At 65.7% G+C, this 24,067-nt stretch carries 27 protein-coding genes; 21 read left to right on the top strand and 6 right to left on the bottom strand.

All coding sequences use genetic code 11. The features are described from left to right. Nucleotides 1-123 precede the first annotated feature (123 nt). From LGR64_RS09090 to LGR64_RS09070, 5 genes are all read left to right on the top strand, one after another. Nucleotides 124-1,137: a MerR family transcriptional regulator gene (locus LGR64_RS09090; protein ID WP_230355285.1), complete on the top strand. Its 1,014-nt coding sequence runs from the start codon at nt 124-126 to the stop codon at nt 1,135-1,137. Further along, nucleotides 1,098-1,730, top strand: coding sequence for a lipocalin family protein (locus tag LGR64_RS09085; RefSeq protein WP_230355284.1), 633 nt, complete (start codon nt 1,098-1,100; stop codon nt 1,728-1,730). Before LGR64_RS09090 ends, LGR64_RS09085 begins: the two co-directional genes overlap by 40 nt. Beyond that, the gene (locus tag LGR64_RS09080; protein WP_230355283.1) at nt 1,727-2,797 is read left to right on the top strand and encodes an NAD(P)/FAD-dependent oxidoreductase; all 1,071 of its coding nucleotides are present in this window, start codon (nt 1,727-1,729) and stop codon (nt 2,795-2,797) included. The genes LGR64_RS09085 and LGR64_RS09080 overlap by 4 nt, the downstream gene beginning before the upstream one ends. A 20-nt stretch (nt 2,798-2,817) precedes the next feature. Then, the gene (locus LGR64_RS09075) at nt 2,818-2,997 is read left to right on the top strand and encodes a DUF2256 domain-containing protein (RefSeq protein WP_141831580.1); all 180 of its coding nucleotides are present in this window, start codon (nt 2,818-2,820) and stop codon (nt 2,995-2,997) included. Between the two features lie 100 nt (nt 2,998-3,097). Continuing rightward, nucleotides 3,098-3,706: a DUF4337 domain-containing protein gene (locus tag LGR64_RS09070; RefSeq protein WP_012206105.1), complete on the top strand. Its 609-nt coding sequence runs from the start codon at nt 3,098-3,100 to the stop codon at nt 3,704-3,706. A gap of 94 nt (nt 3,707-3,800) precedes the next feature. On the opposite strand, the gene LGR64_RS09065 is transcribed toward LGR64_RS09070, so the two are convergent. Next, nucleotides 3,801-4,292, bottom strand: a complete 492-nt coding sequence (locus LGR64_RS09065) for a hypothetical protein (RefSeq protein ID WP_034394802.1) — start codon at nt 4,290-4,292, stop codon at nt 3,801-3,803. A 136-nt stretch (nt 4,293-4,428) separates the two neighbouring features. Here LGR64_RS09065 and LGR64_RS09060 point away from each other — a divergent pair, with 136 nt between their 5' ends. From LGR64_RS09060 to LGR64_RS09050, 3 genes are read left to right on the top strand one after another with little or no spacing between them, the layout of a single operon-like run. Continuing rightward, nucleotides 4,429-4,920: a helix-turn-helix domain-containing protein gene (locus LGR64_RS09060; protein ID WP_043821580.1), complete on the top strand. Its 492-nt coding sequence runs from the start codon at nt 4,429-4,431 to the stop codon at nt 4,918-4,920. After that, entirely contained in the window at nt 4,917-5,324 is a 408-nt protein-coding gene (locus tag LGR64_RS09055; protein ID WP_141831578.1) for a VOC family protein, read from the top strand. The genes LGR64_RS09060 and LGR64_RS09055 overlap by 4 nt, the downstream gene beginning before the upstream one ends. 11 nt (nt 5,325-5,335) lie before the next feature. Next, a complete protein-coding gene (locus LGR64_RS09050) occupies nt 5,336-5,566 on the top strand; it encodes a hypothetical protein (RefSeq protein ID WP_034394808.1) in 231 nt (76 codons plus the stop codon). A gap of 149 nt (nt 5,567-5,715) precedes the next feature. Here LGR64_RS09050 and LGR64_RS09045 read toward each other — a convergent pair whose 3' ends face one another. Beyond that, a complete protein-coding gene (locus tag LGR64_RS09045) occupies nt 5,716-6,624 on the bottom strand; it encodes a LysR family transcriptional regulator (protein ID WP_096916606.1) in 909 nt (302 codons plus the stop codon). Between the two features lie 127 nt (nt 6,625-6,751). Between LGR64_RS09045 and LGR64_RS09040 the strand changes: the two genes are divergently transcribed. Beyond that, the gene (locus tag LGR64_RS09040; protein ID WP_141831574.1) at nt 6,752-7,504 is read left to right on the top strand and encodes an SDR family oxidoreductase; all 753 of its coding nucleotides are present in this window, start codon (nt 6,752-6,754) and stop codon (nt 7,502-7,504) included. A 63-nt stretch (nt 7,505-7,567) separates the two neighbouring features. Next, complete coding sequence (locus LGR64_RS09035; protein ID WP_230355282.1) at nt 7,568-8,242, top strand: glutathione S-transferase family protein; 675 nt, start codon at nt 7,568-7,570, stop codon at nt 8,240-8,242. Nucleotides 8,243-8,253: 11 nt separating this feature from the next. Here LGR64_RS09035 and LGR64_RS09030 read toward each other — a convergent pair whose 3' ends face one another. After that, entirely contained in the window at nt 8,254-9,138 is an 885-nt protein-coding gene (locus LGR64_RS09030; RefSeq protein WP_034394820.1) for a LysR substrate-binding domain-containing protein, read from the bottom strand. A gap of 135 nt (nt 9,139-9,273) precedes the next feature. Here LGR64_RS09030 and LGR64_RS09025 point away from each other — a divergent pair, with 135 nt between their 5' ends. From LGR64_RS09025 to LGR64_RS09000, 6 genes are read left to right on the top strand one after another with little or no spacing between them, the layout of a single operon-like run. Further along, on the top strand, nt 9,274-10,548 hold the full coding sequence (locus LGR64_RS09025) for a ribulose-bisphosphate carboxylase large subunit family protein (protein WP_230355281.1): 1,275 nt from the start codon (nt 9,274-9,276) through the stop codon (nt 10,546-10,548). Between the two features lie 3 nt (nt 10,549-10,551). Continuing rightward, the gene (locus tag LGR64_RS09020; RefSeq protein WP_216294359.1) at nt 10,552-11,958 is read left to right on the top strand and encodes a four-carbon acid sugar kinase family protein; all 1,407 of its coding nucleotides are present in this window, start codon (nt 10,552-10,554) and stop codon (nt 11,956-11,958) included. A 40-nt stretch (nt 11,959-11,998) separates the two neighbouring features. Beyond that, nucleotides 11,999-12,772 (top strand): SDR family NAD(P)-dependent oxidoreductase, encoded by a 774-nt coding sequence (locus LGR64_RS09015; protein ID WP_230355280.1) that lies wholly within the window; start codon nt 11,999-12,001, stop codon nt 12,770-12,772. A gap of 33 nt (nt 12,773-12,805) precedes the next feature. Next, nucleotides 12,806-13,816 (top strand): TRAP transporter substrate-binding protein, encoded by a 1,011-nt coding sequence (locus LGR64_RS09010; protein WP_230355279.1) that lies wholly within the window; start codon nt 12,806-12,808, stop codon nt 13,814-13,816. A gap of 15 nt (nt 13,817-13,831) precedes the next feature. Next, nucleotides 13,832-14,353, top strand: a complete 522-nt coding sequence (locus tag LGR64_RS09005) for a TRAP transporter small permease (protein WP_096916611.1) — start codon at nt 13,832-13,834, stop codon at nt 14,351-14,353. Further along, entirely contained in the window at nt 14,350-15,648 is a 1,299-nt protein-coding gene (locus LGR64_RS09000) for a TRAP transporter large permease (protein WP_230355278.1), read from the top strand. Before LGR64_RS09005 ends, LGR64_RS09000 begins: the two co-directional genes overlap by 4 nt. Here the strand turns inward: LGR64_RS09000 and LGR64_RS08995 are convergent. Next, nucleotides 15,645-16,535, bottom strand: coding sequence for a LysR family transcriptional regulator (locus LGR64_RS08995; RefSeq protein ID WP_096916612.1), 891 nt, complete (start codon nt 16,533-16,535; stop codon nt 15,645-15,647). The two genes, LGR64_RS09000 and LGR64_RS08995, sit on opposite strands and share 4 nt — an antisense overlap. A 119-nt stretch (nt 16,536-16,654) precedes the next feature. Here LGR64_RS08995 and argC point away from each other — a divergent pair, with 119 nt between their 5' ends. Further along, nucleotides 16,655-17,641 (top strand): N-acetyl-gamma-glutamyl-phosphate reductase, encoded by a 987-nt coding sequence (argC, locus tag LGR64_RS08990; protein WP_141831560.1) that lies wholly within the window; start codon nt 16,655-16,657, stop codon nt 17,639-17,641. A 126-nt stretch (nt 17,642-17,767) separates the two neighbouring features. Here the strand turns inward: argC and LGR64_RS08985 are convergent, their stop codons facing one another. Both LGR64_RS08985 and LGR64_RS08980 read right to left on the bottom strand, forming a co-directional pair. Next, on the bottom strand, nt 17,768-18,349 hold the full coding sequence (locus tag LGR64_RS08985; RefSeq protein WP_043825486.1) for a GDSL-type esterase/lipase family protein: 582 nt from the start codon (nt 18,347-18,349) through the stop codon (nt 17,768-17,770). Nucleotides 18,350-18,497: 148 nt separating this feature from the next. Then, nucleotides 18,498-18,917 carry an acyl-CoA thioesterase gene (locus LGR64_RS08980; RefSeq protein WP_141831558.1) on the bottom strand — a complete coding sequence of 140 codons (420 nt, stop codon included), beginning with the start codon at nt 18,915-18,917 and terminating at the stop codon, nt 18,498-18,500. Nucleotides 18,918-19,135: 218 nt separating this feature from the next. Here LGR64_RS08980 and LGR64_RS08975 point away from each other — a divergent pair, with 218 nt between their 5' ends. From LGR64_RS08975 to LGR64_RS08960, 4 genes are all read left to right on the top strand, one after another. Then, entirely contained in the window at nt 19,136-20,836 is a 1,701-nt protein-coding gene (locus tag LGR64_RS08975; RefSeq protein ID WP_141831556.1) for an electron transfer flavoprotein-ubiquinone oxidoreductase, read from the top strand. 404 nt (nt 20,837-21,240) lie between these two features. Beyond that, nucleotides 21,241-22,212: an ABC transporter substrate-binding protein gene (locus tag LGR64_RS08970; RefSeq protein WP_034394850.1), complete on the top strand. Its 972-nt coding sequence runs from the start codon at nt 21,241-21,243 to the stop codon at nt 22,210-22,212. A 123-nt stretch (nt 22,213-22,335) separates the two neighbouring features. Continuing rightward, a complete protein-coding gene (locus LGR64_RS08965) occupies nt 22,336-23,223 on the top strand; it encodes an ABC transporter permease (RefSeq protein WP_034394853.1) in 888 nt (295 codons plus the stop codon). 16 nt (nt 23,224-23,239) lie between these two features. After that, the gene (locus LGR64_RS08960) at nt 23,240-24,034 is read left to right on the top strand and encodes an ABC transporter ATP-binding protein (RefSeq protein WP_012206116.1); all 795 of its coding nucleotides are present in this window, start codon (nt 23,240-23,242) and stop codon (nt 24,032-24,034) included. The last annotated feature ends 33 nt before the right edge of the window (nt 24,035-24,067 follow it).

Here is a 24,067-nt window from a genome sequence, read left to right as displayed (position 1 = left end):
TCGCGCCAGCGAGCCTGCCGGGTGGCGGCCAGTGGGCCTGCGCTTTGTTTCTCTATGTAATATATTGGACAAAACATATTTTTGTCCTAGACAATTCAGAAAATCCCTCAAAACATCCCGGCCATGACCGGACGTTTTGTTCCCTTCAGATCAATGACGCCACTTTCTGACCCCCTGCCTTTGGCGCCTGGCCCCGGGCTGCCCATCTCGGCCGTCGAACGCGAGACCGGACTCGCCAAGGACACCCTGCGTGTCTGGGAAAGACGCTACGGCTTTCCAAGGCCTGAACGGGATTCGGCAGGCGATCGCCGCTACCCGGCGGACCAGGTTCGACAACTGACCCTGATCCGGCGGCTCATGGATACGGGGCTGCGCCCCAGCAAGCTGATGGGCGTGGATCTGGACGGCCTGCAGGCGCTGCTGGCCCGCGCCGACACCTCGCCGAGCATGGATTTGTCCAGGACAAATCCAGAGAACGCAGCAGACTCTGACCGCTTCGCACCCATGCTCAACGCCATTGCCGCCCATGATCCCGCCCAGCTCAGGCATTGCCTGAGCCTGGCCCAGTCGCGCATGGGCCTGGCCGGTTTCGTGACCACGCTCGTGGCCCCGTTGACCACGGCGGTCGGCGATTTCTGGGCACAGGGGCGTTTTGAAGTGTTCGAAGAGCACCTGTACACCGAGGTGCTCACCGGCGTCTTGAGGCAGGCGATCGTCTCGCTCGCCCCTCCTTCCCCGCCGTCCGCGCCCAAGGTGTTGCTGACCACGCTCCCGCAGGAGATGCATGGACTGGGACTGCTCATGGTCGAAGCCCTGCTGGCCCTGGAAGGCTGCAACTGCGTATCGCTGGGCACCCAGACGCCCATCGGCGACGTGGCACAGGCCGCGCGGGCGCATCGCGCCGACATCGTGGGGCTGAGCTTCAGCAGCGCGCACAACGGAGCAATGGCGCAGGCTTGCCTGGGCGAGCTGCGCAGCCACCTGCCGCCGTCGATCGAGTTGTGGGCCGGTGGAGCTTGCCCGGCGCTTTATTCCAGCCCGGTCGCGGGCATCACGCCGGTGCGCCATCTCACGGATCTGCAACCGCTGGTCGCCCGATGGCGGCAGACGACAAGAACATCAAGGACATACGCATGAACTTTCCCGCCCACCGCCCCGTCTTCACCGCCAGGCGGCGCACCCTGCTGGCAACGGCCCTTGGCGCCGGCCTGCTGGCCAGCGGTTGCGCCAGCATGCGCCCGCCCGGCTCGGTCACGCCCGTCTCACCGTTCGATCTGCAGCGCTACCAGGGCCTGTGGTACGAACTGGCACGGCTGGACCATGGTTTCGAGCGGGGCATGACCGATGTGACCGCCGAGTACACGCCGCAGGCAGACGGCAGCGTGAAGGTGGTGAACCGGGGGTTTTCCGTGCCCCGGGGCCAGTGGCAGCGCGCCGTCGGCAAGGCCTTGTTCACGGGCAAGCCGGACACGGCTTCGCTCAAGGTCTCCTTCTTCGGTCCGTTCTACGGCGGCTACCATGTGGCCGCCCTGGACCCTGACTACCGCTGGGCGCTGGTCCTCGGGCCGGACACGCAGTACTGCTGGATACTGGCCAGAGAGCCGAAACTGCCCCCGCAGACCCTGCAATCCATCGTCGCCAAGGCCGGGGAACTGGGCGTCGATACCAGCGCGCTGATCTGGGTCAGCCATGAGCGCCACCAGGAAGCGCACAGCCAGGAGGCCTTGTGAACGGCGCGCCCCCCGTCGCGGTGATCGGCGCGGGAATGGCAGGTTTGGCATGTGCACAGCTGCTGGCCGATGCTGGCTGCCGCGTGGATATCTTCGAGAAAAGCCGAGGCCCATCCGGGCGCATGAGCACGCGGCGCGCGCAGGATCCGCAGGGTGCGTGGCAGTGCGATCACGGCGCTCCATCGTTTGCGGCCCAGGACCCGGAGTTTGTGCAGGAGGTGCGCCATTGGGAGCAGCACGGCGTTGTCGCCGCCTGGCGTCCGCGCGAAGTGCGCCTGCAGGGCAAAGACGTGGTGCCAGCAGATGGGGGCCCCGACCGCTGGGTGGGCGTGCCGCGCATGACCTCTCCCGCAGCGTTTCTTGTCCAGCGGCTTGCACAACAGGGGCATGGTGCACGGCTGCACCTGCAAACCACGGTTCAGCAGTTGAAGTACGAATCTGCCTGCTGGACTGTGCACTGTGCCGAACACGGGCAGATCGGATCGGAATACTGCGCCCTGGTTTTGGCAGTGCCTGCACCGCAGGCGGCAGCCTTGCTGGAGCCGGTCTCGCCCTATGCTGCGGCACTGGCTGCCAGCGCGCGCATGCAGCCTTGCTGGGTGGCCATGCTGCGCACCGACGCCCCCCTGCCGCTGGACTGGGATGCGGCAGAAATCACGGATGGCCCGCTGTGCTGGGTGGCACGCGACAGCGCCAAGCCAGGACGACAGGGGCCGCAAGTGCCGCAAGGACCTCAGACCTGGGTGCTGCATGCCAGTGCACGATGGAGCCAGGATCACATCGAGTCGGACGCCGAATCCGTGGCCCGGCAACTGCTGCAGGCATTCGAGGCCCTGGCCGGCCCACTGGCCGGCTCTCTGTACGACTCTCTACCAGGCGGCCTGCGCGTCACTGCCCACCGCTGGCGCTATGCGCTGCCGGCGCCGCACCTGGTCAACCGCTGCTGGTGGGATGCGCCTGCGGGCCTGGGCCTGTGCGGCGACTGGATGTGCGGCGCAGGGGTCGAAGGCGCCTGGCTCAGCGGACGGGCGCTGGCCCGGCGCGCCCTGGCCACGCTGACGCGCTGAACCACAGGAACGCCCGCGCCATGCACAAGAAGCCCCACCTGCCCTCCAAGCTGTGTGCGTGCTGCGGTCTTGCGTTCACATGGCGCAAAAAATGGGCACGTGATTGGGACGAGGTCAAATACTGCTCGCAGCGCTGCCGCACCGCGCGACCGCCGCCTGATCCCACTCCCCCATCTGCAGGCCGCCAGCCAAGGCGCTGACCTCCAAGCGGGCCATGCGCCCCGCACATCCTGGAGCCCTGGATTGCCGCCAGGCCGGCCCCATAATGCGCCACCCCATTGCATCAAGGAATTGGCACCTATGTCTTCCGGCGGCTTTCACGTCCACGGCCCACACGATCACGAACTCGAACATGCTGCCCAGGGCGAGCATGGCCAAACCGCCCACCACGGCATCGGCGGCGGCAGCCTGACCAACCAGATCGCCATGTGCACGGCAGTCATCGCCACGGTGGGAGCCATCTTCGCGTACATGGGCGGAGCCACCCAGGCCAATGCCGGGCTGTACAAGAACGACGCAGCCATCAAGAAGACCGAAGCGGCCAACCAGTGGGCCTTCTTCCAGGCCAAGAGCACCAAGCAATCGCTGTCCGAGTTCGCGCGTGATCTGGCGACCACGGAGGACAGGCGGGCGGCCTACCAGGCCAAGGTGGAGCGCTACGAAAAGGAAAAGGACGACATCAAGCGCGATGCCGACCGCCTGGAAGCCGAGGCCCGGCAATGGGACGAGAAGTCCGAGATGCAGATGCATCTGCATCACCGCTGGGCGCAGGCCACCACCGCGCTGCAGGTCGCCATTGCCCTTGCAGCCATCGCGCTGCTGACCAAGAAGAAATGGCTGGAATACGCCATGCTCGGCGTGGCAGCGCTAGGCCTTGGCGTGGGCGGGCTGGCCATGCTGCACATCTAGAGCGTGTGGCAAAGCCGCAAAGCCGCAAAGCCGCATATCCGCCTTGGAAGGCAGCTGTGAAACAGCCCCCTGATTCCCCGGCCTTGCCCGCGGCTCAGTCCTCGCTGGGACGGGGGTAGCCTGCCTCTGCCCAGGCTTGCGCAGACGTCCGGGTGAGCTGATGGTCCGGCCTGACTCCCACCTTGGCCAGCTCGCTGCCGTCGGCGGCAGTGGCGGTGAGCGTGGCGCTGGGATTGTCCTCATCGGGCTCGATATCCAGAGAGACGGTCACGCGTGACCCGCTCACCACGATCTGCACATCCTTGTGCAACTGCGCTGCCAGATGCTGCTCATGCCGGCGCATCACCTCGTGCGCCGTCTTCACGAGCGTGTTGAAGGCGGAAACGTCCAGCGGCTTGGGATTTTTCTTGTCGCGGCCCATGGTCCACGGGCCGACCAGGCTTGGCTCCACCTGGCCGTCCTGGGTCATGGCAACGGCCCAGCCATCGTCGTCTTCATTCTTGATGACGCGGGCCTCCCAGCCGTTGTGATGCCAAAGGCGGTCTTCGAAGATTGAGACGACTTCTTGTTCGAGTTCTGCGGACATGTCCAGACCCTTCCCTTGTGGAAACTATCGAGCCCGAAATTCTACTGTCCATCCATACAGTTCGCGCGCAGGGGTCTATTCCCAAACCGTGGACTCCCAAGAGACGAAAATGCTTCCCGATGGCACCGGAGACGGCATGAACAACGACCTTGCACACCAGGATCCTGAACTGTTGCGCCGGCTGCTGCGCGCGAAGGACAGCATTGACGCCGCATCGCACGAGGCCTGGCCTGTCGGGCGACTGGCGCAGGTCAGTGGCGTGTCCGAAGCGCACTTCGCCCGGTCGTTCAAGCAGGCCTTCGGCAGTCCGCCGCACCGGTACTTGCTCACGCGGCGCATCGAGCGGGCAATGACGCTGCTGCGCGAAACCGATCTGGCCATTACCGACATCGCCTTTGATACAGGCTGGGCAAGCCTGGGCACCTTCGGACGCACCTTCCGCGATATCACAGGCGACAGTCCCAGCGCAGTCCGGGTGCGCGCCCGGGCGACGATGCACGAGCTGGGCCGCGTGCCCGCCTGCATCGTCAGCGCCGCGCACCGCCCCGACCTCACGACCGCAGTTTCGGAGAAGCGACGCCGGGCAACAAGCGATACAAACGAACCCGAACAACAGGAGATCCCATGATTCAAGGCGTTGAAGTGGTTGGTTTGTATGTGCGCGATCAAGACGAAGCACTCGCGTTCTATGTCGACAAGCTCGGGTTCCGCGTCCACACGGACGTGGCAAACGGCGACTATCGCTGGCTCACGGTGCAGCACCCGGAACAGCCGTCGTTCCAGCTCGGCCTGTTCACACCCGGCCCGCCCGTGCTCGACGCAGCAACGGCGCAGGCAGTGCGCGCGATTGTGGCCAAAGGCGCCATGCCGCCCCTCGTACTGACCGTGGATGACTGCCGCGCTGCCTACGACCGAATGCTCGCAAGCGGGGTGGAATTCACGCAGGAACCCGTGGCACGGTACGGCACCGTGGACGCAGGCTTGCGCGATCCGTCGGGGAACGGGTGGAAGATGATCCAGGCGCGCCGCTAAGGGAGGCCGCCTTGAACTGGAACCACCGGATCCGGCAGATCCACCGCTGGCTGTCAGTCGCCTTCACGGTCACCGTCATCGCCAACTTCATTGTCCGGGCGCAGGGGGAACCTCCCTCCTGGGTCAGCTACTCGCCGTTGCCCCCGCTCTTTCTCTTGCTGTTGAGCGGTCTGTACCTCTTCGTGCTGCCGTACGCCTGCATGCGACGCAGTGGAACAAGGAAGCCAGGCGATGCAAGGTAGGTGTCTTGGCCATTGAATGGCCGCCAGCAACCGAAGGCCACAGCCGGGCGTCGCCAGCCGGCTGCTGGCCGGTGGCTTCAGGCTGGGAACAGTCTTTCGGGGCGAGCTGATCGACTGTCCGCAGTCGACCCCATAAGGAACATCTGCAACTAGCTCCCCTGCTCCTGGCCAGCGGCACCGAATGCGGGAATCCTGGAGAACACGTCGCTCATGAAGTCCATGAACGCGATGGCCCGTGTGGGAAGCAAGCGGTTTGCGACGTAGACGATCTGAACAGGCACATGCGGGGCGGTATGTTCCAGCAGGATGCGCTGCAAGGCCCCGCTTTTCAGCCCCCCCTCGAACAACCACGCGGGGCCGTGTCCAACCCCCAAACCGGCGATGACCGCTTCGCGAACCGCGTCGGGCGAGTTGACCCTCAACCGGCCTGAAACCGGAACTTCGGCGTCACGGAAGCGCCATGTCGCACCGGACGACAACAAGGTGTAGACCACGCAGTCGTGGTCACGCAGTTCATCGGGCGTCTGTGGCTCTCCGCGTTTGGCCAGATAGCCCTTGCTGGCAACGAACACCCGCTCGTACGAGCCGACGCGCCGAGCTCGCAGCGCACTGTCTTCAAGATGTCCAATGCGAATGGCAAGTTCAGTCCCCTCGTTGACGAGGTCCACGTAGCGATCGCTGATTTGCAGGTCCAGGGCCAGCCTCGGGTAGCGCTCCAGAAACGCGGGGACGTGGGGCATCACGAAGGTGTGTGCCAGTGAGGTGGGACAGGCCACGCGCAAGAGCCCTGAAGGATCGACGCTGTCCCGGAACGAGGATTCCGATTCGTCCACGGCATCCAGGATGCGCCGCGCGTCGGCGTAGTAGCGCTCACCCTCCGGCGTCAGGGAGAGCTTGCGTGTGGACCGGTGCAGCAGCCGTGTCTGCAGGTGCTCTTCCAGCGCCGCCACGTAGCGGCTCACGTTGGGTTGTCCCAGGCCCAGGTCGCGCCCCGCAGCAGAGAAGCTGCCTGTCTCCACGGCGCGGGCAAAGCAGGTCATCCAGAGCAGTCGGTCCATGTTTTTCCTTTTATTCATGCCATTTTTGCATGAAATATATTGAAAAACCATATCTTATGTATTTCAAGACATGAATGCACATTACTCCCAGGCGGCCGCGGTTGGTCGTCACCCCAAGGAGAATTTCATGTCACGCCTGCAAGGCAAACGCACCCTCATCACCGGCGGCACCAGCGGCATCGGCCTGGAGACCGCCAAGCAGTTTCTGGCTGAAGGTGCCCGTGTCATCGTGACCGGAGTCAATCCCGATTCGATCGCCAAGGCCCAGGCCGAACTCGGCCCGGAGGTCCCGGTGCTGCGCGCAGACTCGGCCAGCGTCGCCGCACAGAAAGAACTGGCTCAAGCCGTAAAGGACCGCTTTGGCCAGCTGGACGTCGCCTTCCTCAACGCCGGTGTGTCGGTCTGGCGTCCCATCGAGGAATGGACGGAAGAGATGTTCGACCGCCTGTTCGATGTCAATGTCAAGGGGCCGTACTTCCTGCTTCAGTCCCTGCTGCCGGTGTTCGCCAATCCCGCTTCCGTGGTACTGACCACGTCCATCAGCGCCCATGCCGGTGCGGATCGCTCGTCCGTCTACGCCGCCACCAAGGCAGCGTTCCTGAACATGTCCAAGACGCTGTCAACCGAACTGCTCGGGCGTGGCATCCGTATCAACGCGGTCAGTCCCGGCCCCGTCGAGACACCGCTGTACGACAAGCTGGGCATCCCCGGCGCCTACCGCGAGCAGATCAACAAGGACATCGTGGCAACCATCCCGCTCGGCCGCTTCGGAACCTCCGAGGAGGTGGCCAAGGCTGTGCTGTACCTGGCGTCCGACGAATCCCGCTGGACGGTGGGCTCTGAAATCGTGCTCGATGGCGGCCGCCTGCTCAACCGCTGAGGACGCAGCGTGTGCGGTGTGTCACCGCCTGTGGCTACCGCACCCCCACTTCGAAAGAGCTTCATGATCGAGCCCCGCATCACCCTCGTCAGCCATCCGCTATGCCCCTTTGTCCAGCGAGCGGCGATCGTCCTGCTGGAAAAGGGTGTTCCCTTTGACAGGATCACCATCGATCTGGCCGCCAAGCCCGACTGGTTCCTGGACATGTCGCCGAACGGCAAGGTTCCGCTGCTGCGCGTGCGCCAGCAAGACGGAACGCAAGCCGTGATCTTCGAGAGCATGGTGATCTGCGAGTACCTCGAAGAGTCGCAGGGCGGCGCACCGATGTATCCACGCGACGCACTGGCGCGTGCCCGCCAGCGGGGCTGGATCGAGTTCGGCACCGCGACACTTGCGCACGCCTGGCAGTTTCTCAACGCCATCGACCGCGCGGCTGCAGATGCCAAGCAGGCAGCGTTCCGGCACCGCCTCCAGCAATTGGAAGCGGTGCTCGGGTCGGGGCCCTATTTCGACGGCACCGCGTTTGGCATGGTGGACGCCGTCTTCGCTCCTGTTTTTCGCTACTTCGACAGCCTGGATCCGGCGGTGTCGCACGCCATCTTCGAGAACCTGCCTCGCGTGTCGGCATGGCGCAACGCACTCGCGCTGCGACGCAGCGTCATCGATTCCGTGGGAAGCGACTATGCGCAGCGGTTCAGGCAGCACCTGCGTGAGCACGCCGCGCTGCTCGCCGGCTGACCCGTGGGGATTCAGGGCTCCGTGGCCCGCAGTTCGTCGTGAAGCCAGTCCACCAGCTTCACCACATCGGGGCGGCGGCTGAGGTGGGGCGCGGTCCAGGACACGAGCCGGTTGGGGCCGCGCACAAAGCCCATGGGCGCCACCAGGGTGCCGCTCATCAAGTCGTCGCGCACCAGCATGCGCGGCACATTGGCCATGCCCAGGCCGCAGCGCGCGCCCTGGATAAGCAGGTAGAAATGCTCGAACGACTGGTCCACCCGCAGGTTTTGGTCTGGCTGCGTGCTGCAGCGGGCCCAGTCGGCCCAGGCGTTCGGGCGGGTGCGGGAAACCATGAGCTGCGCCCGCGCCAGGTCTTCGAAGGACGCGATGCGGTTCTGTCGCAGGTACTCGGGCGAACACACCGGCCCGATCCACTCGTGCGCGACGTCTGCACGCACGGCGTCCCGGGGCGGTTCGATCGACGACAGCCGGATCGCCACACTGACGTTGTCGTGCGCAAAGTCGATCGGCCCGTGGCTCATGTTGAAGCGCAGCTCCACCTCGGGGTGAGCTTCCTTGAAGCGACCCAGCCTGGGAATGAGCCAGTACATCATGATCGACTCCGAGCAGGCCAGGGTCAGCGGGCCCGGCTTGAGCTGCTCGACGCTGGACTGGATCAGTCCGAAACCCTTCGAGAGGCCCTCCGCCAGGCGCTGCCCTTCGCCGGTCGGCATGGCCCCCTGCGCCGTGCGCTGCAAAAGTGCCAGACCCAGCGTGTCTTCCAGCATCCGGATGTGGCGGCTGACCGCGCCATGCGTGACCGACAGTTCCTCCGCCGCCGCGCTGAAGCTGCGCAGGCGCGCCGTCGCTTCAAAGGCCCGCAGTGCGTTGAGCGAGAGGCGGTGGGGGGTGGTCATGGATGCACTTTCCAACTAAGGGTCAACCTGGGTGCCGTGTGAGTTTAAGTCACAGCCTACCGAAATCATATCGTTTTACACAAGGAAAGATGGCTCTTATCGTTCAGTCCGGTTTCAAAATTAACTCACAGCCCGATGACCAAGAACACCACCCGTGCCGAATTCACCGCGCGCTACTTCGTCGAAAGCTCGGTCTCGTCCGAGAAGGTTGCGCAGGTCATCGCCGGCGAACAGTCCAGCGGCACCTTCCTCTCGTTGCCCGGCGAGACGGACGAGCTCAAGGAACGCTCTCGCGCTCGTGTCACCCGCATCGAGCCGCTCGCCCCTGCGCTTGAGCCCACGCTGCCCAGCGCCTATGTGGATCGCCAACCGCACGGCGGGGTGTTCCATCGGGCCGAGATCGAGATCGCGTTCCCGGAGGCCAACGTCGGAGCCAACCTGTCCAGCCTGCTGGCCACGGTGGCGGGCAACCTGTACGAACTGGGCGAGGTCACCGGTCTGCGCCTGCTGGACCTGGACCTGTCGCCCGGCTACGCCGCCCAATTCGCCGGCCCGGCCTTTGGGGTGTCCGGCACCCGGCGGATGGCCGGGGTCCACGGCCGGCCGCTGATCGGCACCATCATCAAGCCCAGCATCGGCCTCACGCCTGGCCAGACTGCCGAACTGGTCGACTCGCTGTGCGCAGCCGGCATCGACTTCATCAAGGACGATGAGCTGATCGCCGATCCACCCTATGCGCCGTTCGACGAGCGCCTGCGGGCCGTCATGCCGGTGCTGCAGCGCCATGCAGACCGCCTGGGCCGCATGCCGATGTACGCAATCAACATCTCCGGCTCCATCGACGAGATGCTGCGCCGCCACGATGCCGTGCTCGCAGCAGGCGGCACCTGCGTGATGGTGAGCGTCAACTGGGTCGGCTTCGCCGGGGTGGAACACCTGCGCCGCCACGCTCAGTTGCCGATCCACGGCCACCGCAACGGCTGGGGCGCGTTCACACGGCACCATGGGCTGGGCTTCTCGTTCCAGGCTTACCAGAAGCTGTGGCGCCTGGCGGGCGTGGACCACCTGCACGTCAACGGCCTGCGCAGCAAGTTCTGGGAGCCGGACGACTCGGTCATCGCCTCGGCCCGCGCCTGCCTGTCGCCCTGGGCCGGACACCAGCCGCTGATGCCGGTGTTCTCGTCGGGCCAGTGGGCGGGCCAGGCGCCGGACCTGTACGCGGCTCTGGGTACGGTGGACCTCATGCACCTGGCCGGCGGCGGCATCATCGGCCACCCCGACGGCATCGCCGCCGGTCTGGCCAGCATGCGTGAAGGCTGGGAGGCGGCGGTGGCGAGCATCGGCCTGGACGCCTACGCCAAAACGCACCCCGCACTCCAGCGGGCAATGGCGCACTTTGCCGGGCGGTGAACGATGACTTCGACTGACAAGCCCCAAGGGCTGAAGCTCGCGTTCTACGGCGACGACTTCACCGGCTCCACCGATGCGCTGGAGGTCCTGGCTTTCAGCGGGCTGCGCTGCGCGCTCTTCCTGTCGGTGCCGAAGTCGGCGCAGATGGCTGCGTTGGGCGGCTTCGACGCCATCGGCGTGGCCGGCGCGAGCCGGGCGATGACGCCGCAGGAGATGGATGCGCAGCTGCCCGACGTATTGAGTGGGCTCGCCGCCCTGGCGCCACAGATCGTGCACTACAAGGTATGTTCCACCTTCGACAGCGCGCCAGCGGTGGGCAACATCGGCCGGGTCATCGAACTGTCTCGGGCGGCCTTCCCGCAGCCCGTGGTGCCGATCGTCGCCAGCACGCCGGCACTGGGTCGCTACTGCCTGTTTGGCCACCTGTTTGCGCGGTCGGGCACCGACGGCGAGGTGTACCGCATCGACCGCCACCCGATCATGAGCGTGCACCCGGTGACGCCGATGCAGGAGTCCGACGTGGCCCGGCACCTGGAAAAGCAGGCGCCATTGGCCATCGGCAACGTGCCGCTGACCTGGCTCGACACCCAGTCGCCGGCCGAGCTGGCGCAACACATCCGCGCCATGGCGCCAGCCCGGCAGGCGGTGGTGATCGACGGCCTGAGCGCCGGCCACCTGACCACCACCGGCGACTGCCTTCAGCAGATGGCTGCGGGGCTAAAAGCGCCCCTCTTTGTGGTCGGATCGTCCGGTGTCGAGTACGCATTGACGCAGTCCTGGCAGGGAGAAACGGCTGCGTCGGGCGACCGCTACGGCAGCTTCGGCGCCGTCGACCAGGTGCTGGTCGTCTCGGGCAGCGCCTCGAAGCTCAGTGCGATGCAGATCGAGGCGGCGGTGGACGCCGGCTTCCGCGAGGTGGCGATCGATGTCGAGGCGCTGGCCATCGGCCCTGACACCGCCGCCGCCGAGGCGCGCCTTGTGAGCGAGGTGGTCAGTGCGCTGGCCAGCGGCGCCAGCGTGGTGATGCACACCGCACGCGGCCCGTCCGATCCGCGCGTGGCCCGCTTGATCCAGGGCCTGCAGATGCGGGGCGCCAGCCTGGAGCAGGCGCGCCACCAGAGCGGGCGCCTGGTCAGTGAACGGCTGGGCATCGCGGTGGACGCCATCGTTCGCCGCCACCGGCTGCGTCGCCTGGTGCTCTCGGGGGGCGACACGTCCAGCCGCATCACACAGGCCCTCGGCCCCGACGCCCTGGAGATCCGCGCCCGCCTGTCGCCCGGCGCACCGCTGTGTGCCGTCCTGTCCACACAGTCCCACCTGAGCGGGCTGGAGCTGGCCCTCAAGGGCGGCCAGATGGGCGCTCCCGACTACTTCGTCCGCGCGCTGCGGGGCAGCGCCGGGGACGCCTGATGCATTGAACCATTCACACAAAACCACCAGGAGACCTGTCTTGCCATCCACCCACACTCCACACCGCGTCGCGGTCGTCACCGGCGGCGCCATGGGCATCGGCGCCGAAGTCTGCCGGCGTCTGGCCGCCGCAGGCTTTGCCATCGTCGTCGCCGACAGCGACCAGACGGCCGCCGAGACCACCGCCGCGGACCTGCGCGCCGACGGTGCGACCGCCGAGGCCCAGGCCATCGACGTTGGCGACGCCGCATCGGTCGACAGCGCCTTCGCCGCCATCGAGCAGCGCCATGGACGCTGTGACGTGCTGGTCAACTCGGCCGGCATCGCCAAGGTCCATCCCTTCCTGGAGTTTCCGGACGACAACTTCGCGGCCACCATGGCCGTCAACGTCAACGGCACCTTCCTGTGCAGCCAGCGCGCAGCGCGCCTGATGGTGCGCAACCATTGGGGCCGTATCGTCAACATCGCCTCGGTGGCAGGCATGCGCGCCGTCGGCACCGGGCGGACTGCCTACGGCACCTCCAAGGGCGCCGTGATCGCGCTGACCCGCCAAATGGCAGTCGAGCTGGCCGAAAAGGGCGTGACGGCCAACGCCGTGGCGCCCGGTCCGGTGGACACACCGATGACCCGTGTGCTGCACACCGCGCAATTCCGTCGGGAGTACGAGAACGCGATCCCGATGAACCGATACGGCACCGTGGGCGAAATCGCAGCGGCCGTGATGTACCTGGTGTCCGAGGACGCGGGGTTCGTGACCGGCGTCACCCTGCCGGTCGATGGCGGCTTCCTCGCCTCTGGCGCCCGGGGCATCTGAACCATCACTTTTTCCACCCTGAGAGGAGACTCCATGAACAAGCGCAACTTCATCGCGGGCGCTGCGCTCGCACTCGCCACCCTGGCCGCCGTTCCGGCCATGGCCCAGCAGGTCAAGGCCCGAATGGGCCATGTCTTCGCTGCCAACAGCACCATGGACCAGGCAGCGCAGGAATTCGCCAGGCTGGTGGGCGAACGCACCAAGGGCCGGATCGGCATCATGGTCTTCCCGGCCAACCAACTGGGCGGCGAGCAGGCACAGGCGCGCGAACTGTCGCGCGGCTCGTTGGAGCTGGCACTGCTGAACCCCGGCTCACTGGCCGGCCTGAACCCGCTGCTCGACATCCACTACCTGCCCTACATCGCATCCGACTTCAAGCAGGTAGATGCCATCTTCTACAACCCCAAGGGCGTTCTGCAGACGACGCTGCGCGAGACGCTGGCCAAGCAGAACATCGAGACGCTGGGCTTCTTCGAGCTCGAGTTCCGCGCTGTGACCAACTCCAGCCGTCCGGTGGAGAAGCCGGCTGACCTGAAGGGCCTGAAGCTGCGGGTTCCAGGTTCGGCTGCGATCAAGGGCTTTTTCGAGGAAACCGGCACCCAGGTGGTTGTGATGCCGTTCCCCGAGCTGTTCACGGCGCTTCAGCAAAAGACGGTGGACGGCCAGGACAACGGCGCCAGCATCACCTACGAATCGCGCCTGTTCGAGACACAGAAGTACATGACGCTGACCAACCATGTATATGCCATGGGTACGGTGGCATCGAGCTCGAAGTTCTGGTCGGCGCTGTCCGAAGCCGAAAAGAAGATCCTGACCGACACCGCCGCCGAGGTGACCAGCAAGCAGATCGACAAGAGCCGCCAGCTCAACGCGGACTTTCTGAAGAAGATCGAGGCCGGCGGCATCAAGCTCGTCCGGCCATCGGCGCAGGCCATGGCCGAGTTCGAGAAGGTGGGCCAGGGCCTGTGGGGAAAGCTGGCGGGCACCTACGGTGCTGAACGCATCGCTGCTCTGCGCCAAGAGGCTGCGGCTGCTCGCAAATAAGTGAAGGAGGGGCCCATGTCCGTCAGCAAACGCGCCAGCACGTGGCTGTTTTCGGTGGAACGCCACGCGTTCCTGGCCGAGAAGTGGATTTGCATCATCTCGCTTGTCGCCATGCTGGTGGGCATTTGCTTCAGCGTGGCGGTGAGGTACTTCAGTCTCCACCTGCCCGACGCCGGTGAAATCGCCATCTACGCCATGGCGCCACTCACTTTCGTCGGTGCAGCAATGTGTACCTGCACAGGGACGCACATCGCGGTGGACATCATCGACCAGGTCAAGCGCCCGTGGGTTCGCCGGACCGGTCGGGTGTTCACGGCGCTCACCATGATCGTCTTCGGCGCAGTCTATTGCTGGACAGCACTGGGGTTCTTTCAAAGCGCGTTGAGCTCCGGCGAGCGAGGCCTCGACATGGGCATTCCTGTCGCGATTCCCACTTTCTTCTTCCCGCTCGGCATGGCGCTGGTGGTGCTGCATGCCCTGGCCGAGCTGATCCGTGCCGCAACCAATCAACCATCGGTTGCCAAGGAACACCCATGATCATCGGTCCCGCTCTCATCTTCATTCTGTTGTTGGGTGTGCCCGTCGGTGTGGCCTTCACCTTGGTGGTGATGGTCAACGCCGAACGGTGGAACATCGACTGGTCGGTGCTGCCCTCCATCACCTATGACACCGTTACCGTTTTTCCGCTTCTGGCGATTCCGCTTTTCCTGCTGGGTGGGCAGCTCATGAGTCATGGGGGGCTGATCCGGCAGCTCACCGCTGTCTGCGATGCACTGATCGGGCGGCTACAGGCCCACCTGGGCCATGTGATGGTGCTGGCCAGCGCCCTGATGGGCGCCATCACCGGCTCGTCGGTCGCGACTGTGGCCGCGATAGGTAGCACCGTCGGCAAGGAAATGATCGAACGCGGCTACTCGCCCGGCTACACCGCGGCGCTCAATGCGTCTGCGGGATTGCTCGGCGTGCTCATCCCTCCGTCGATTCCGTTGATCCTGTACGGCTCCATCGTGGGAGTCTCGATCACCGAGCTGTTCATGGCATCCATCGGGCCCGGGATCGTCATGATGCTGGCCTTCATGATCGTGCACGCCTCGCTCGCCCGCCGCGTGCTGCCGGGTGGCAAGGAAAAGCCGGCGGCAGTGCATTCCGGTGAATCCAGCCGTACCTGCGCTGCCGCGCCCGTCTCGCGCACCAGCGTGTTCTTGCGAGCCGTGCCCGCGCTCATGCTGCCGGTGCTGGTGCTGGGAGGCATCTACACGGGCATCTTCACGCCCACCGAGGCGGCAGCGGTGGCGGCGCTCTACGCGCTGCTGATCACGCTCGTCAGCAGGGCCGTGCGCGTGCGCGACATGGAGAAGATTTTCCTGAGCGCCGCGCTGTCCGCCGCGGCGATCCTGGTGATCATCGGCTTCACCAGCATCTTCAACCGCGCCATGGTGCTGGAGCAGGTACCGCAGTCGATCGCGATGTGGGCCACCACGGTGACCGACAGCCCGATCATCTTCCTCCTGGTGGTGAACATCATCCTGCTGGTCGTGGGCATGTTCATGGAAACCAATGCCGCAACCCTGCTCATGGGCCCCCTGCTGGCGCCGACTGCAGCGAAGTTCGGCATCGATCCGATCCACTTCGCCATCATTTTGGTGACCAACATCGAGCTCGGGCTGCTCACGCCGCCGCTGGCCGCGAACCTCTATGTGGCGGCACGAACAAACAAGGTGCCGATCATCGACCTGCTTCGAAACCTGGGCTGGTTCCTGGTGGCGTGCCTGGTCGTGATGGCCATGATCACCTACGTTCCGCAGCTGCCCCTTTGGTATCGATTTTTCTAAGCCGCGATGCCCCGCATCCCCATCAAAACCTCAATCGTCACCGTCGTCGCGTCGTCATCCGGCCTTTTGCGATGCGCGATGCCCAACGCCCTTGACAGTGCTGGCCGCAGGGGTCGCGTGGTGATGCGGGGGTCAGGCTGCGGAGCGCCGGCCTCGTGGGGCAGCAGCGCGGCGCCGTAGCCCGCCGCCACCAGGCTCTTCATTGCGTCGTTGTAGTTCAGCTCGATCCGTGCCTGTGGCCGGGCGCCGCCTGCGGCAAACCATTCGGCGGTCTGGCGTGACAGCCGAGTGCCACGGTCGTTGGCGATCAGGGGGCGGGCCGCAAGCCAGGCGGGCGTGATGTGCCGCGGCGGCTTCCAGGCGGCCGGGATGAAGGCCAGCACGGGGTCCTGGCGCCAGGCCTGCACCTGCAGCCCGCGCAGCACGGGCTGTGGCAGCGCGACGATGCCGATGTCCAGGCTGCCGGCAGCCAGGCGCGCCAGGGCTTCCTCGCTGGTCATCACCGCCACTTGCACGTCGATCTCGGGATGCCGGGCGGCCAGGGTTTCCAGTGCCTGGGGCAAGAGGTGCGCGAGTGCGCCGGTGGAGGCGCCCAGGCGCACGCGGCCCCCGCGCGTGGCGATCTGGCGCTGCACGGTCTGCAGGAGATCATCGGCCTCGGCCAGGAGCTGGCGCGCCTTGTCTATCAGCAGGCTGCCGGCCGATGTGGCGGTGACGCCGGCCGGTGCGCGGTGCAATAGACGTGTTCCCAGACGCTCTTCGAGCTGCGCCACATGCAGCGTCACCGTGGGCGGCGCCAGGTGCAGCACCTTGGCGGCGGCAGCGAATGAGCCCAGGTCGGCCACCGTCAGCAGGGTGCGCAGACGGTCCAGATTGATTTCGCGCATGGTGCGGTGTCCCAGGTTGCCAGCAATTCAGGAATCATGAATCCGTAGTTTGTCAGATTCAACTGGCCTGCATGCGGCAGGCGCTGCACCATGCGCTCCACACCCAATCGGAGCAACCCATGACCTCTCTTGTTTTCATCGATGGCGACCAAGGCACCACCGGCCTGCAGGTGCGCGAATGGCTGGCGGATCGGACCGACCTGCGCCTGCTGCAGCTGCCGGCCGACCTGCGCAAAAGCACGGCGCACCGCGCCGAGGCGCTCAACGACTGCGACATCGCCTTGCTGTGCCTGCCGGACGAGGCTGCGCGCGAGGCCGTGGCGCTGGTGCGCCGGCCCGGCGTGCGCGTGATCGATGCGAGTTCTGCGCATCGCACCGCGCCGGGCTGGGTCTATGGCCTGCCGGAACTGGAGGCAGGCCAGGCTGAACGCATCGCCCATGCCCGGCGCGTCAGCAATCCCGGCTGCTATCCGACAGGTGCGCTGGCACTGCTCAGGCCCTTGATCGACGCGGGCCTGCTGCCCCCCGACTACCCGCTGGCCATTCACGCGGTATCGGGCTACTCGGGACGGGGCCGCGCAGGACTGCTGGACCATGAGGGCGCTGCCGCCGCGACTGCCGTGCCCCTGCAGGTCTATGGCCTGGGGCTGCACCACAAGCACGTGCCCGAGATCCAGCAGCATGCCGGCCTGGCCCATGCGCCGGTGTTCGTGCCGGCCTATGGCCACTACCGGCAAGGCATCGTGCTGACCATCGCCCTGCATCTGCGGCTGCTGCCCGCCGGTGTGACCGCCCGCAGTCTGCACGCTGCGCTGCAGGCGCGGTACCAGGGCCAGCCCTGCATCGAGCTGCAACCCCTGGTGGCGGACGCCGATGCGCAGCGGCTCGACCCGCGCGCGCTCAATGGCAGCAACCGGATGCGGCTCGCGGTGTTCGGACAGCCGCAGGAGCAGCAGGTACTGCTGACCGCCGTGTTCGACAACCTGGGCAAGGGCGCTGCCGGCGCGGCGGTGCAGAACCTTGATCTGATGCTCGGGCTGCAGCCAATGCTGCAGCCACTGCTCCAAGGCTCAACGAATCCGTCGCGCATTCCCCTCCCCCTCTGAGCAGGGGGACATGCACCCCCTGCATAGCGCGGCAAGCAGGCCACCGCCTCGCTGCCAGCCAGACCGAAGCGGGTCCTGCGCCAGTCGGCCCGAACTGTGCGGCTCGGCAGGCCAGGGCCTGCGGTTTCAGCGGGGCAGCCTGTCGATGGTCTGGATCAGCAACTGGGCCAACCTGTCGCTGGCGGCCTGGGTGCGGTGCACGCCATCCGGGTTCAGATCCTCGTCCCCGCGAAAATCGGCATCCCAGCCGGCGTGCGGTATGCCCTGTTGCGTGGCGATGTCGTGCATCACCGCGTTCAGGGCGTCAAGGTTGTCCGTCCATTCCACGGGAAAGCGCCCCAGCGGCATGCCGGGCAGGCCCGTGAAGACGGGAGTGGAACCGCATTCCCGGCTGATGCGCACGGCCTCCAGCAGGTCGGCCCGGTACTCGTCTGGCGGGACCAGGCCGAAGCCATCATTGGCGCCCAGGGCGATGACCGTGACGCGGCTGTTGTGCGGCACGTCGGCAAACGTCAGCATGAGTTTTTGCAGCCGCAGGCCGTTGATGCACCTGTCATCCAGCGTCCACCAGGGGCGTGCCGCCTGGATGCGCTGCACCGGCGTGATGTCCACGCCGTAGCCGTTGAGAATGCTGTCGCCGTTGAGCTCGATGCTCAACGGGCAGCGATAGCCAAACAGCCGGCACAGCAGCTTTTGCAACCAATCCATATCGAACCTCCTGGGGAATGCGGGCATGGACGACACGGCATGTGTCGTTCATCCGATGATCCGCGAGGCTCCCGCGCCCGCAGGCACTCCGGGCGCCATGGCCTGGCGTGCAGTGCCCAGGCACATCATCTGAAGGAAGCCAGGGCCGCTATCCCACCATCTCCCGCACCCAGCCCGGCAACTCGATGGCCTTCTGCCTGGGAAAGTCCACCCAGATCACGGTGCCGCCGCCGGCGGCGCAGATGACGCCGGGCTCGGAGATGCGTTCCATGGTTCCCCAGGTCTCGAAGGTGGTGCGGCCGGGGTCGCTGACGTACATCTTGAGCAGCACTTCGTCGGGATAGGCCAGCTGCTGGTGGAAGTTGCAGAACGCATTGACGATGACCGGCCCCTGCCCGCCCGGCGTAGGCGCCATGCCCGCTTCGACCATCCAGTCGATGCGGGCAGTCTCCAGATAGCGGAAGTACATGGCGTTGTTGACATGGCCCATGGCGTCCATGTCGCCCCAGCGCACTTTGAATCGCATCTCGTGAACCCATTTTTTATATTCTGGAATCTCTATGCGCATGCCTGCAGTCTCCTTGTTGTAGCGCCACCGCAAGGCACCATGCCCCGCAGCCCCCGGTCACTGTGCAGCAGGGCGGATTCCCGCGCTGTCACCTATCAGCAACGACGGGGTCCACGCACGTCATAGAATCCACCGCATTGCGGCATTTGCGCTGCAGCCGAACGAACGTTCGGTCTGCCGAACATCCTGTTTTTTCAATATCCAAGCGAGACACCCCGATGACGAACGAAGAAATCCTGGCCCAGTACGGGCCGCGCGAAGCCATGGAATACGACGTGGTGGTGGTTGGCGGCGGCCCCGGCGGCCTGGCCACGGCCATCCGCCTCAAGCAGCTGGCGGCCGAAAAAGGCCAGGATGTCTCCGTCGTCGTGCTGGAAAAGGGCTCGGAGCCCGGTGCCCACATCCTGTCGGGTGCCATCATGGACCCGCGTGCGCTGACCGAGCTGATCCCTGACTGGAAGGAAAAAGGCGCGCCCCTGACCCAGCCCGTCACCGACGACGCCATGGTCTTCCTGGGCGAGAAATCCGCCCTGCGCACGCCCAACTTCCTGCTGCCGGCCTGCTTTCAGAACCATGGCAACTACATCGTTCGCCTGGGCTACGTGGTCAAGTGGCTGGGCGAGCAGGCCGAGGCACTGGGCGTTGAAATCTTCCCGGGCTTTGCTGCCGCCGAAGTGCTCTACAACGACGACGGCTCGGTCAAGGGCGTGGCCACCGGCAACATGGGCATCGGCAAGGACGGCGAGCCCACGGGCGAGTTCCAGCTGGGCATGGAGCTGCACGCCAAGTACACGATCTTTGCCGAAGGCTCACGCGGCCACCTGGGCAAGCAGATCATTGCCAAATACCAGCTGGACGCCGGCAAGGACCCGCAAAGCTACGGCCTGGGCATCAAGGAGCTGTGGGAAATCGACCCGGCACGCCACAAGCCCGGCTTCGTGATGCACACGGCCGGCTGGCCCATGGACAGCAAGACCTACGGCGGCGCCTTCCTCTACCACCTGGACGACAACAAGGTCACGCTGGGCTTCATCACGGGCCTGGACTATGCCAACCCCTACCTGAGCCCCTTCGAGGAATTCCAGCGCTGGAAGACCCATCCCAACATCCGCTACTACCTGGAAGGCGACGAGTCCAAGGGCATCAAGCCGGCCAAGCGCCTGGGCTACGGCGCGCGCGCCATCACGGCCGGCGGCCTGCTGTCCCTGCCCAAGTTCGTGTTCCCGGGCGGCGCGCTCGTGGGCTGCGACGCAGGTTTCCTGAACGTCAGCCGCATCAAGGGCAGCCATGCCGCCATCAAGACCGGCATGCTGGCCGCCGAAGCCGCCTATGACGCCATCGTCGCGGGCCGCCAGGGCGACGAGCTGGGCGCCTATGTAGAGGCCTTCGAGAACAGCTGGCTGTACGAAGAGCTGAACAAGTCGCGCAACTTCAAGGCCTGGTTCAAGAAGGGCCTGACCACAGCCACGCTGATGAACGGCATCGAGCAGTTCGTGCTCAAGGGCAACATCCCCTGGACGCTGCACCGCGACAAGCCCGACCACGCCTACCTTAAGCCTGCGGCCGAGTGCAAGCCCATCGACTACCCCAAGCCCGATGGCAAGCTGACCTTCGACCGCCTGTCCAGCGTCTTCATCAGCAACACCAACCACGCCGAAGACCAGCCCGCCCACCTGACGCTCAAGGACGCCTCGGTGCCCGTGGCCATCAACCTGGCCAAGTACGCAGGCCCCGAGCAGCGCTACTGCCCGGCCGGCGTCTATGAGTTCGTGGACGACACGGCCCAGGGCGGCAAGCGCCTGCAGATCAACGCCCAGAACTGCGTGCACTGCAAGACCTGCGACATCAAGGACCCCACGCAGAACATCGTCTGGGTCACACCCGAAGGCGGCGGCGGGCCGAACTACGCGGGCATGTGATCCGCACGCCACACCGGCCCTCCTCTGAAGCCTGCCCAAGCCTGCTTGTGCAGGCTTTTTCTTTGAGCGCCGTCAAAGCCATGCAGGCCCAGAAAGCATAGAAGGCCATCCGAAAGGCGCTTGCACGCAATAAAAATGCACGACAAAGCCAAAAACAAGCCCCTGAAGACGCAAACCTGCACCGCCAAACCTGTCCAACACGCATGAAAAAGTTGCACCTAGGGCATTCCCCGCAGATTTCATGCCAATTTTTAGATACAAACCTATAGGTGAAAACCGGGTCGTCCAAACGCCAAGGCGTACAGGGCGGCTGCAGTAGACTTTGCCGCGAAGCGCCGCGACCGTCCTGTGCGGCCTTCTGCTGAGCAAACAGGAACAAACACAAGCACGTTGGAGATACACGTATGAAGCACTTGTCTTGGGCGCCCCTGGGCGCGCTGGCCCTGGCAATTTCCGCCATCACGGGCGGCGCCCACGCCGCTGACGAGAAGTCGGTCGCAGTGACCGCCATCGTCGAGCACCCTGCACTCGACGCCGTGCGCGACGGCGTGCAGGCCGCGCTCAAGGAAGCAGGCTACGAAGCCGGCAAGAACCTCAAGTGGCAGTACCAGAGTGCCCAGGGCAACACCGGCACGGCCGCGCAGATCGCACGCAAGTTCGTGGGCGACAAGCCTGACGCCATCGTGGCCATCGCCACGCCCTCGGCACAGGCCGTGGTCGCATCGACCAAGACCGTGCCCGTGGTGTTCTCCGCCGTGACCGACCCCGTGGCCGCCAAGCTGGTGCCCAGCTGGGAGCCGTCCAAGAACAACGTGACCGGCGTGTCCGACCTGCTGGCACTGGACAAGCAGATGGATCTGGTCAAGCAGGTCGTGCCCAACGCCAAGCGCGTGGGCATGGTCTACAACCCCGGCGAGGCCAACTCCGCCGTGGTGGTCAAGGAACTCAAGGCCCTGCTGCCCAAGCTGGGCATGACCCTGGTGGAAGCCGCCGCACCCCGTTCCGTGGACGTCAGCAGCGCCGCGCGCAGCCTGGTCGGCAAGGTCGATGTGATCTATACCAATACCGACAACAATGTGGTCTCGGCCTACGAGTCGTTGGTCAAGGTCGGCCAGGACGCCAAGATCCCGCTGGTGGCCTCGGACACCGACTCCGTCAAGCGCGGCGCCGTGGCTGCCCTGGGCATCAACTACCGCGATCTGGGCGAGCAGACCGGCCGCATGGTCGTGCGCATCCTCAAGGGCGAAAAGCCCGGCGACATGAAGACCGAAGTCAGCACCAAGATGGAGCTGTTCGTGAATCCCGGCGCCGCCGAGAAGCAAGGCGTCAAGCTGTCCGACGCGCTGGTCAAGTCGGCCGCCCAGGTGATCAAGTAATACCCGGGGTTTGCCTGCCCGGGACCAACCCGGTCAGTGCGCCCACGGTGGCAGGCGCCATGGCAACATGGCCCTGCCCTTTTTTTAAGTCGTTTTCTGTCCCACGCGCCTGTCGCTCCTCCTATGTCTCTTTTCTCATTGCTCGGTGCCGTCGAGATCGGCCTGATCTTCAGCCTGGTGGCGCTGGGCGTCTTCATCTCGTTCAGACTGCTGCGCTTTCCCGACCTCACGGTGGACGGCAGCTTTCCGCTGGGCGGCGCCGTCTGCGCCATCCTGATTTCCACGGGCACCAATCCCTGGCTGGCCACGCTGGCCGGCACGGCCGCGGGCGCCGTCGCGGGCCTGATCACGGGCTGGCTCAATGTGCGCCTGAAGATCATGGACCTGCTGGCCTCCATCCTGATGATGATCGGCCTGTATTCGGTCAACCTGCGCATCATGGGCGGCCCCAACGTGCCGCTGATCAACGAGACCACGCTGTTCACCCTGCTGCAGCCCGACAGCGTGGCTGACTATGTGATGCGCCCGGTGATCCTGTTCGTGATCGTCGTGCTCGCCAAGCTGGGCCTGGACTGGTTCTTCGCCACCGAGCGGGGCCTGGCCATCCGCGCCACGGGCTCCAACGCCCGCATGGCACGCTCGCAGGGCGTGAACACCGGCGCCATGATCCTGCTGGGCATGGCGATCTCCAACGGCCTGGTGGGCCTGGCCGGCGCGCTGTTCGTGCAGACCCAGGGCGGCTCGGACATTTCCATGGGCATCGGCACCATCGTCATCGGCCTGGCTGCCGTGATCGTGGGCGAGTCCATCCTGCCTTCGCGCCGCATCGTCTGGGCCACGCTGGCCGTGGTGGTGGGCGCCATCGTCTACCGCTTCTTCATTGCAGCGGCCCTCAACAGCGATTTCATCGGCCTCAAGGCCCAGGATCTGAACCTCGTCACTGCCCTGCTGGTGACCGTCGCCCTGGTGATCCCACAACTGAAGCGCAAATTTGCACAGCGCAAGTCCTGATCGCCGGAGAACCCTCATGCTGAGCGCACAACAACTCGAAATCACCTTCAACCCCGGCACGCCCATCGAAACGCGGGCGCTGCGCGGCATGTCGCTGGACATTCCCGACGGCCAGTTCGTCACCGTCATCGGCTCCAACGGCGCCGGCAAGTCCACCTTCCTGAACGCCGTCTCGGGCGACCTGTCCGTGGACAAGGGCCGCATCGAGATCGCCGGCCAGGACATGACGCGCCTGCCCGTGTGGGCACGTTCCGAACGCGTGGCCCGTGTCTTCCAGGACCCCATGGCGGGCACCTGCGAGGACCTGACCATCGAGGAAAACATGGCCCTGGCCCAGCGCCGCGGCACCTTCCGCCGCCTGAGCCGCGCCGTCAAGGCCGAGATGCGCGACAACTTCCGTGAGCGCCTGTCCATCCTGGGCCTGGGCCTGGAAAACCGCCTGACCGACCGCATCGGCCTGCTCTCTGGCGGCCAGCGCCAGGCCGTGAGCCTGCTGATGGCGGCGCTGCAGCCTTCGCGCATCCTGCTGCTGGACGAGCACACCGCCGCGCTCGACCCGCGCACGGCCGACTTCGTGCTGCAGCTGACGGCGCGCATCGTCTCCGAGGCCAAGCTCACCACCATGATGGTCACCCACAGCATGCGCCAGGCGCTGGACGTGGGCGAGCGCACGGTGATGCTGCACCAGGGCCAGGTCGTGCTCGACGTCAGCGGCGAAGAACGCGCCCGCATGGACGTGCCAGACCTGCTGCACATGTTCGAGAAGGTGCGCGGCGAAAAGCTGGCCGACGACGCGCTGCTGCTGGGCTGAGCGCTCCGCACTTCCGGGAACAAGGGGCGCTGC

Source organism: Delftia sp. Lp-1, from assembly GCF_020523835.1.
GTDB lineage: Bacteria > Pseudomonadota > Gammaproteobacteria > Burkholderiales > Burkholderiaceae_C > Comamonas > Comamonas acidovorans.
This window is presented reverse-complemented; position numbering and strand designations above follow the sequence as displayed.

Excerpts from the sequence above, each read along its gene's own strand:
- LGR64_RS09090 (WP_230355285.1), top strand. The coding sequence starts at position 124 with ATGACCGGACGTTTTGTTCCCTTCAGATCAATGACGCCACTTTCTGAC.
- LGR64_RS09085 (WP_230355284.1), top strand. The coding sequence starts at position 1,098 with ATGGCGGCAGACGACAAGAACATCAAGGACATACGCATGAACTTTCCC.
- LGR64_RS09075 (WP_141831580.1), top strand. The coding sequence starts at position 2,818 with ATGCACAAGAAGCCCCACCTGCCCTCCAAGCTGTGTGCGTGCTGCGGT.
- LGR64_RS09070 (WP_012206105.1), top strand. The coding sequence starts at position 3,098 with ATGTCTTCCGGCGGCTTTCACGTCCACGGCCCACACGATCACGAACTC.
- LGR64_RS09065 (WP_034394802.1), bottom strand. The coding sequence starts at position 4,292 with ATGTCCGCAGAACTCGAACAAGAAGTCGTCTCAATCTTCGAAGACCGC.
- LGR64_RS09060 (WP_043821580.1), top strand. The coding sequence starts at position 4,429 with ATGAACAACGACCTTGCACACCAGGATCCTGAACTGTTGCGCCGGCTG.
- LGR64_RS09055 (WP_141831578.1), top strand. The coding sequence starts at position 4,917 with ATGATTCAAGGCGTTGAAGTGGTTGGTTTGTATGTGCGCGATCAAGAC.
- LGR64_RS09045 (WP_096916606.1), bottom strand. The coding sequence starts at position 6,624 with ATGGACCGACTGCTCTGGATGACCTGCTTTGCCCGCGCCGTGGAGACA.
- LGR64_RS09040 (WP_141831574.1), top strand. The coding sequence starts at position 6,752 with ATGTCACGCCTGCAAGGCAAACGCACCCTCATCACCGGCGGCACCAGC.
- LGR64_RS09035 (WP_230355282.1), top strand. The coding sequence starts at position 7,568 with ATGATCGAGCCCCGCATCACCCTCGTCAGCCATCCGCTATGCCCCTTT.
- LGR64_RS09030 (WP_034394820.1), bottom strand. The coding sequence starts at position 9,138 with ATGACCACCCCCCACCGCCTCTCGCTCAACGCACTGCGGGCCTTTGAA.
- LGR64_RS09025 (WP_230355281.1), top strand. The coding sequence starts at position 9,274 with ATGACCAAGAACACCACCCGTGCCGAATTCACCGCGCGCTACTTCGTC.
- LGR64_RS09020 (WP_216294359.1), top strand. The coding sequence starts at position 10,552 with ATGACTTCGACTGACAAGCCCCAAGGGCTGAAGCTCGCGTTCTACGGC.
- LGR64_RS09010 (WP_230355279.1), top strand. The coding sequence starts at position 12,806 with ATGAACAAGCGCAACTTCATCGCGGGCGCTGCGCTCGCACTCGCCACC.
- LGR64_RS09005 (WP_096916611.1), top strand. The coding sequence starts at position 13,832 with ATGTCCGTCAGCAAACGCGCCAGCACGTGGCTGTTTTCGGTGGAACGC.
- LGR64_RS09000 (WP_230355278.1), top strand. The coding sequence starts at position 14,350 with ATGATCATCGGTCCCGCTCTCATCTTCATTCTGTTGTTGGGTGTGCCC.
- LGR64_RS08995 (WP_096916612.1), bottom strand. The coding sequence starts at position 16,535 with ATGCGCGAAATCAATCTGGACCGTCTGCGCACCCTGCTGACGGTGGCC.
- argC (WP_141831560.1), top strand. The coding sequence starts at position 16,655 with ATGACCTCTCTTGTTTTCATCGATGGCGACCAAGGCACCACCGGCCTG.
- LGR64_RS08985 (WP_043825486.1), bottom strand. The coding sequence starts at position 18,349 with ATGGATTGGTTGCAAAAGCTGCTGTGCCGGCTGTTTGGCTATCGCTGC.
- LGR64_RS08980 (WP_141831558.1), bottom strand. The coding sequence starts at position 18,917 with ATGCGCATAGAGATTCCAGAATATAAAAAATGGGTTCACGAGATGCGA.
- LGR64_RS08975 (WP_141831556.1), top strand. The coding sequence starts at position 19,136 with ATGACGAACGAAGAAATCCTGGCCCAGTACGGGCCGCGCGAAGCCATG.
- LGR64_RS08970 (WP_034394850.1), top strand. The coding sequence starts at position 21,241 with ATGAAGCACTTGTCTTGGGCGCCCCTGGGCGCGCTGGCCCTGGCAATT.
- LGR64_RS08965 (WP_034394853.1), top strand. The coding sequence starts at position 22,336 with ATGTCTCTTTTCTCATTGCTCGGTGCCGTCGAGATCGGCCTGATCTTC.
- LGR64_RS08960 (WP_012206116.1), top strand. The coding sequence starts at position 23,240 with ATGCTGAGCGCACAACAACTCGAAATCACCTTCAACCCCGGCACGCCC.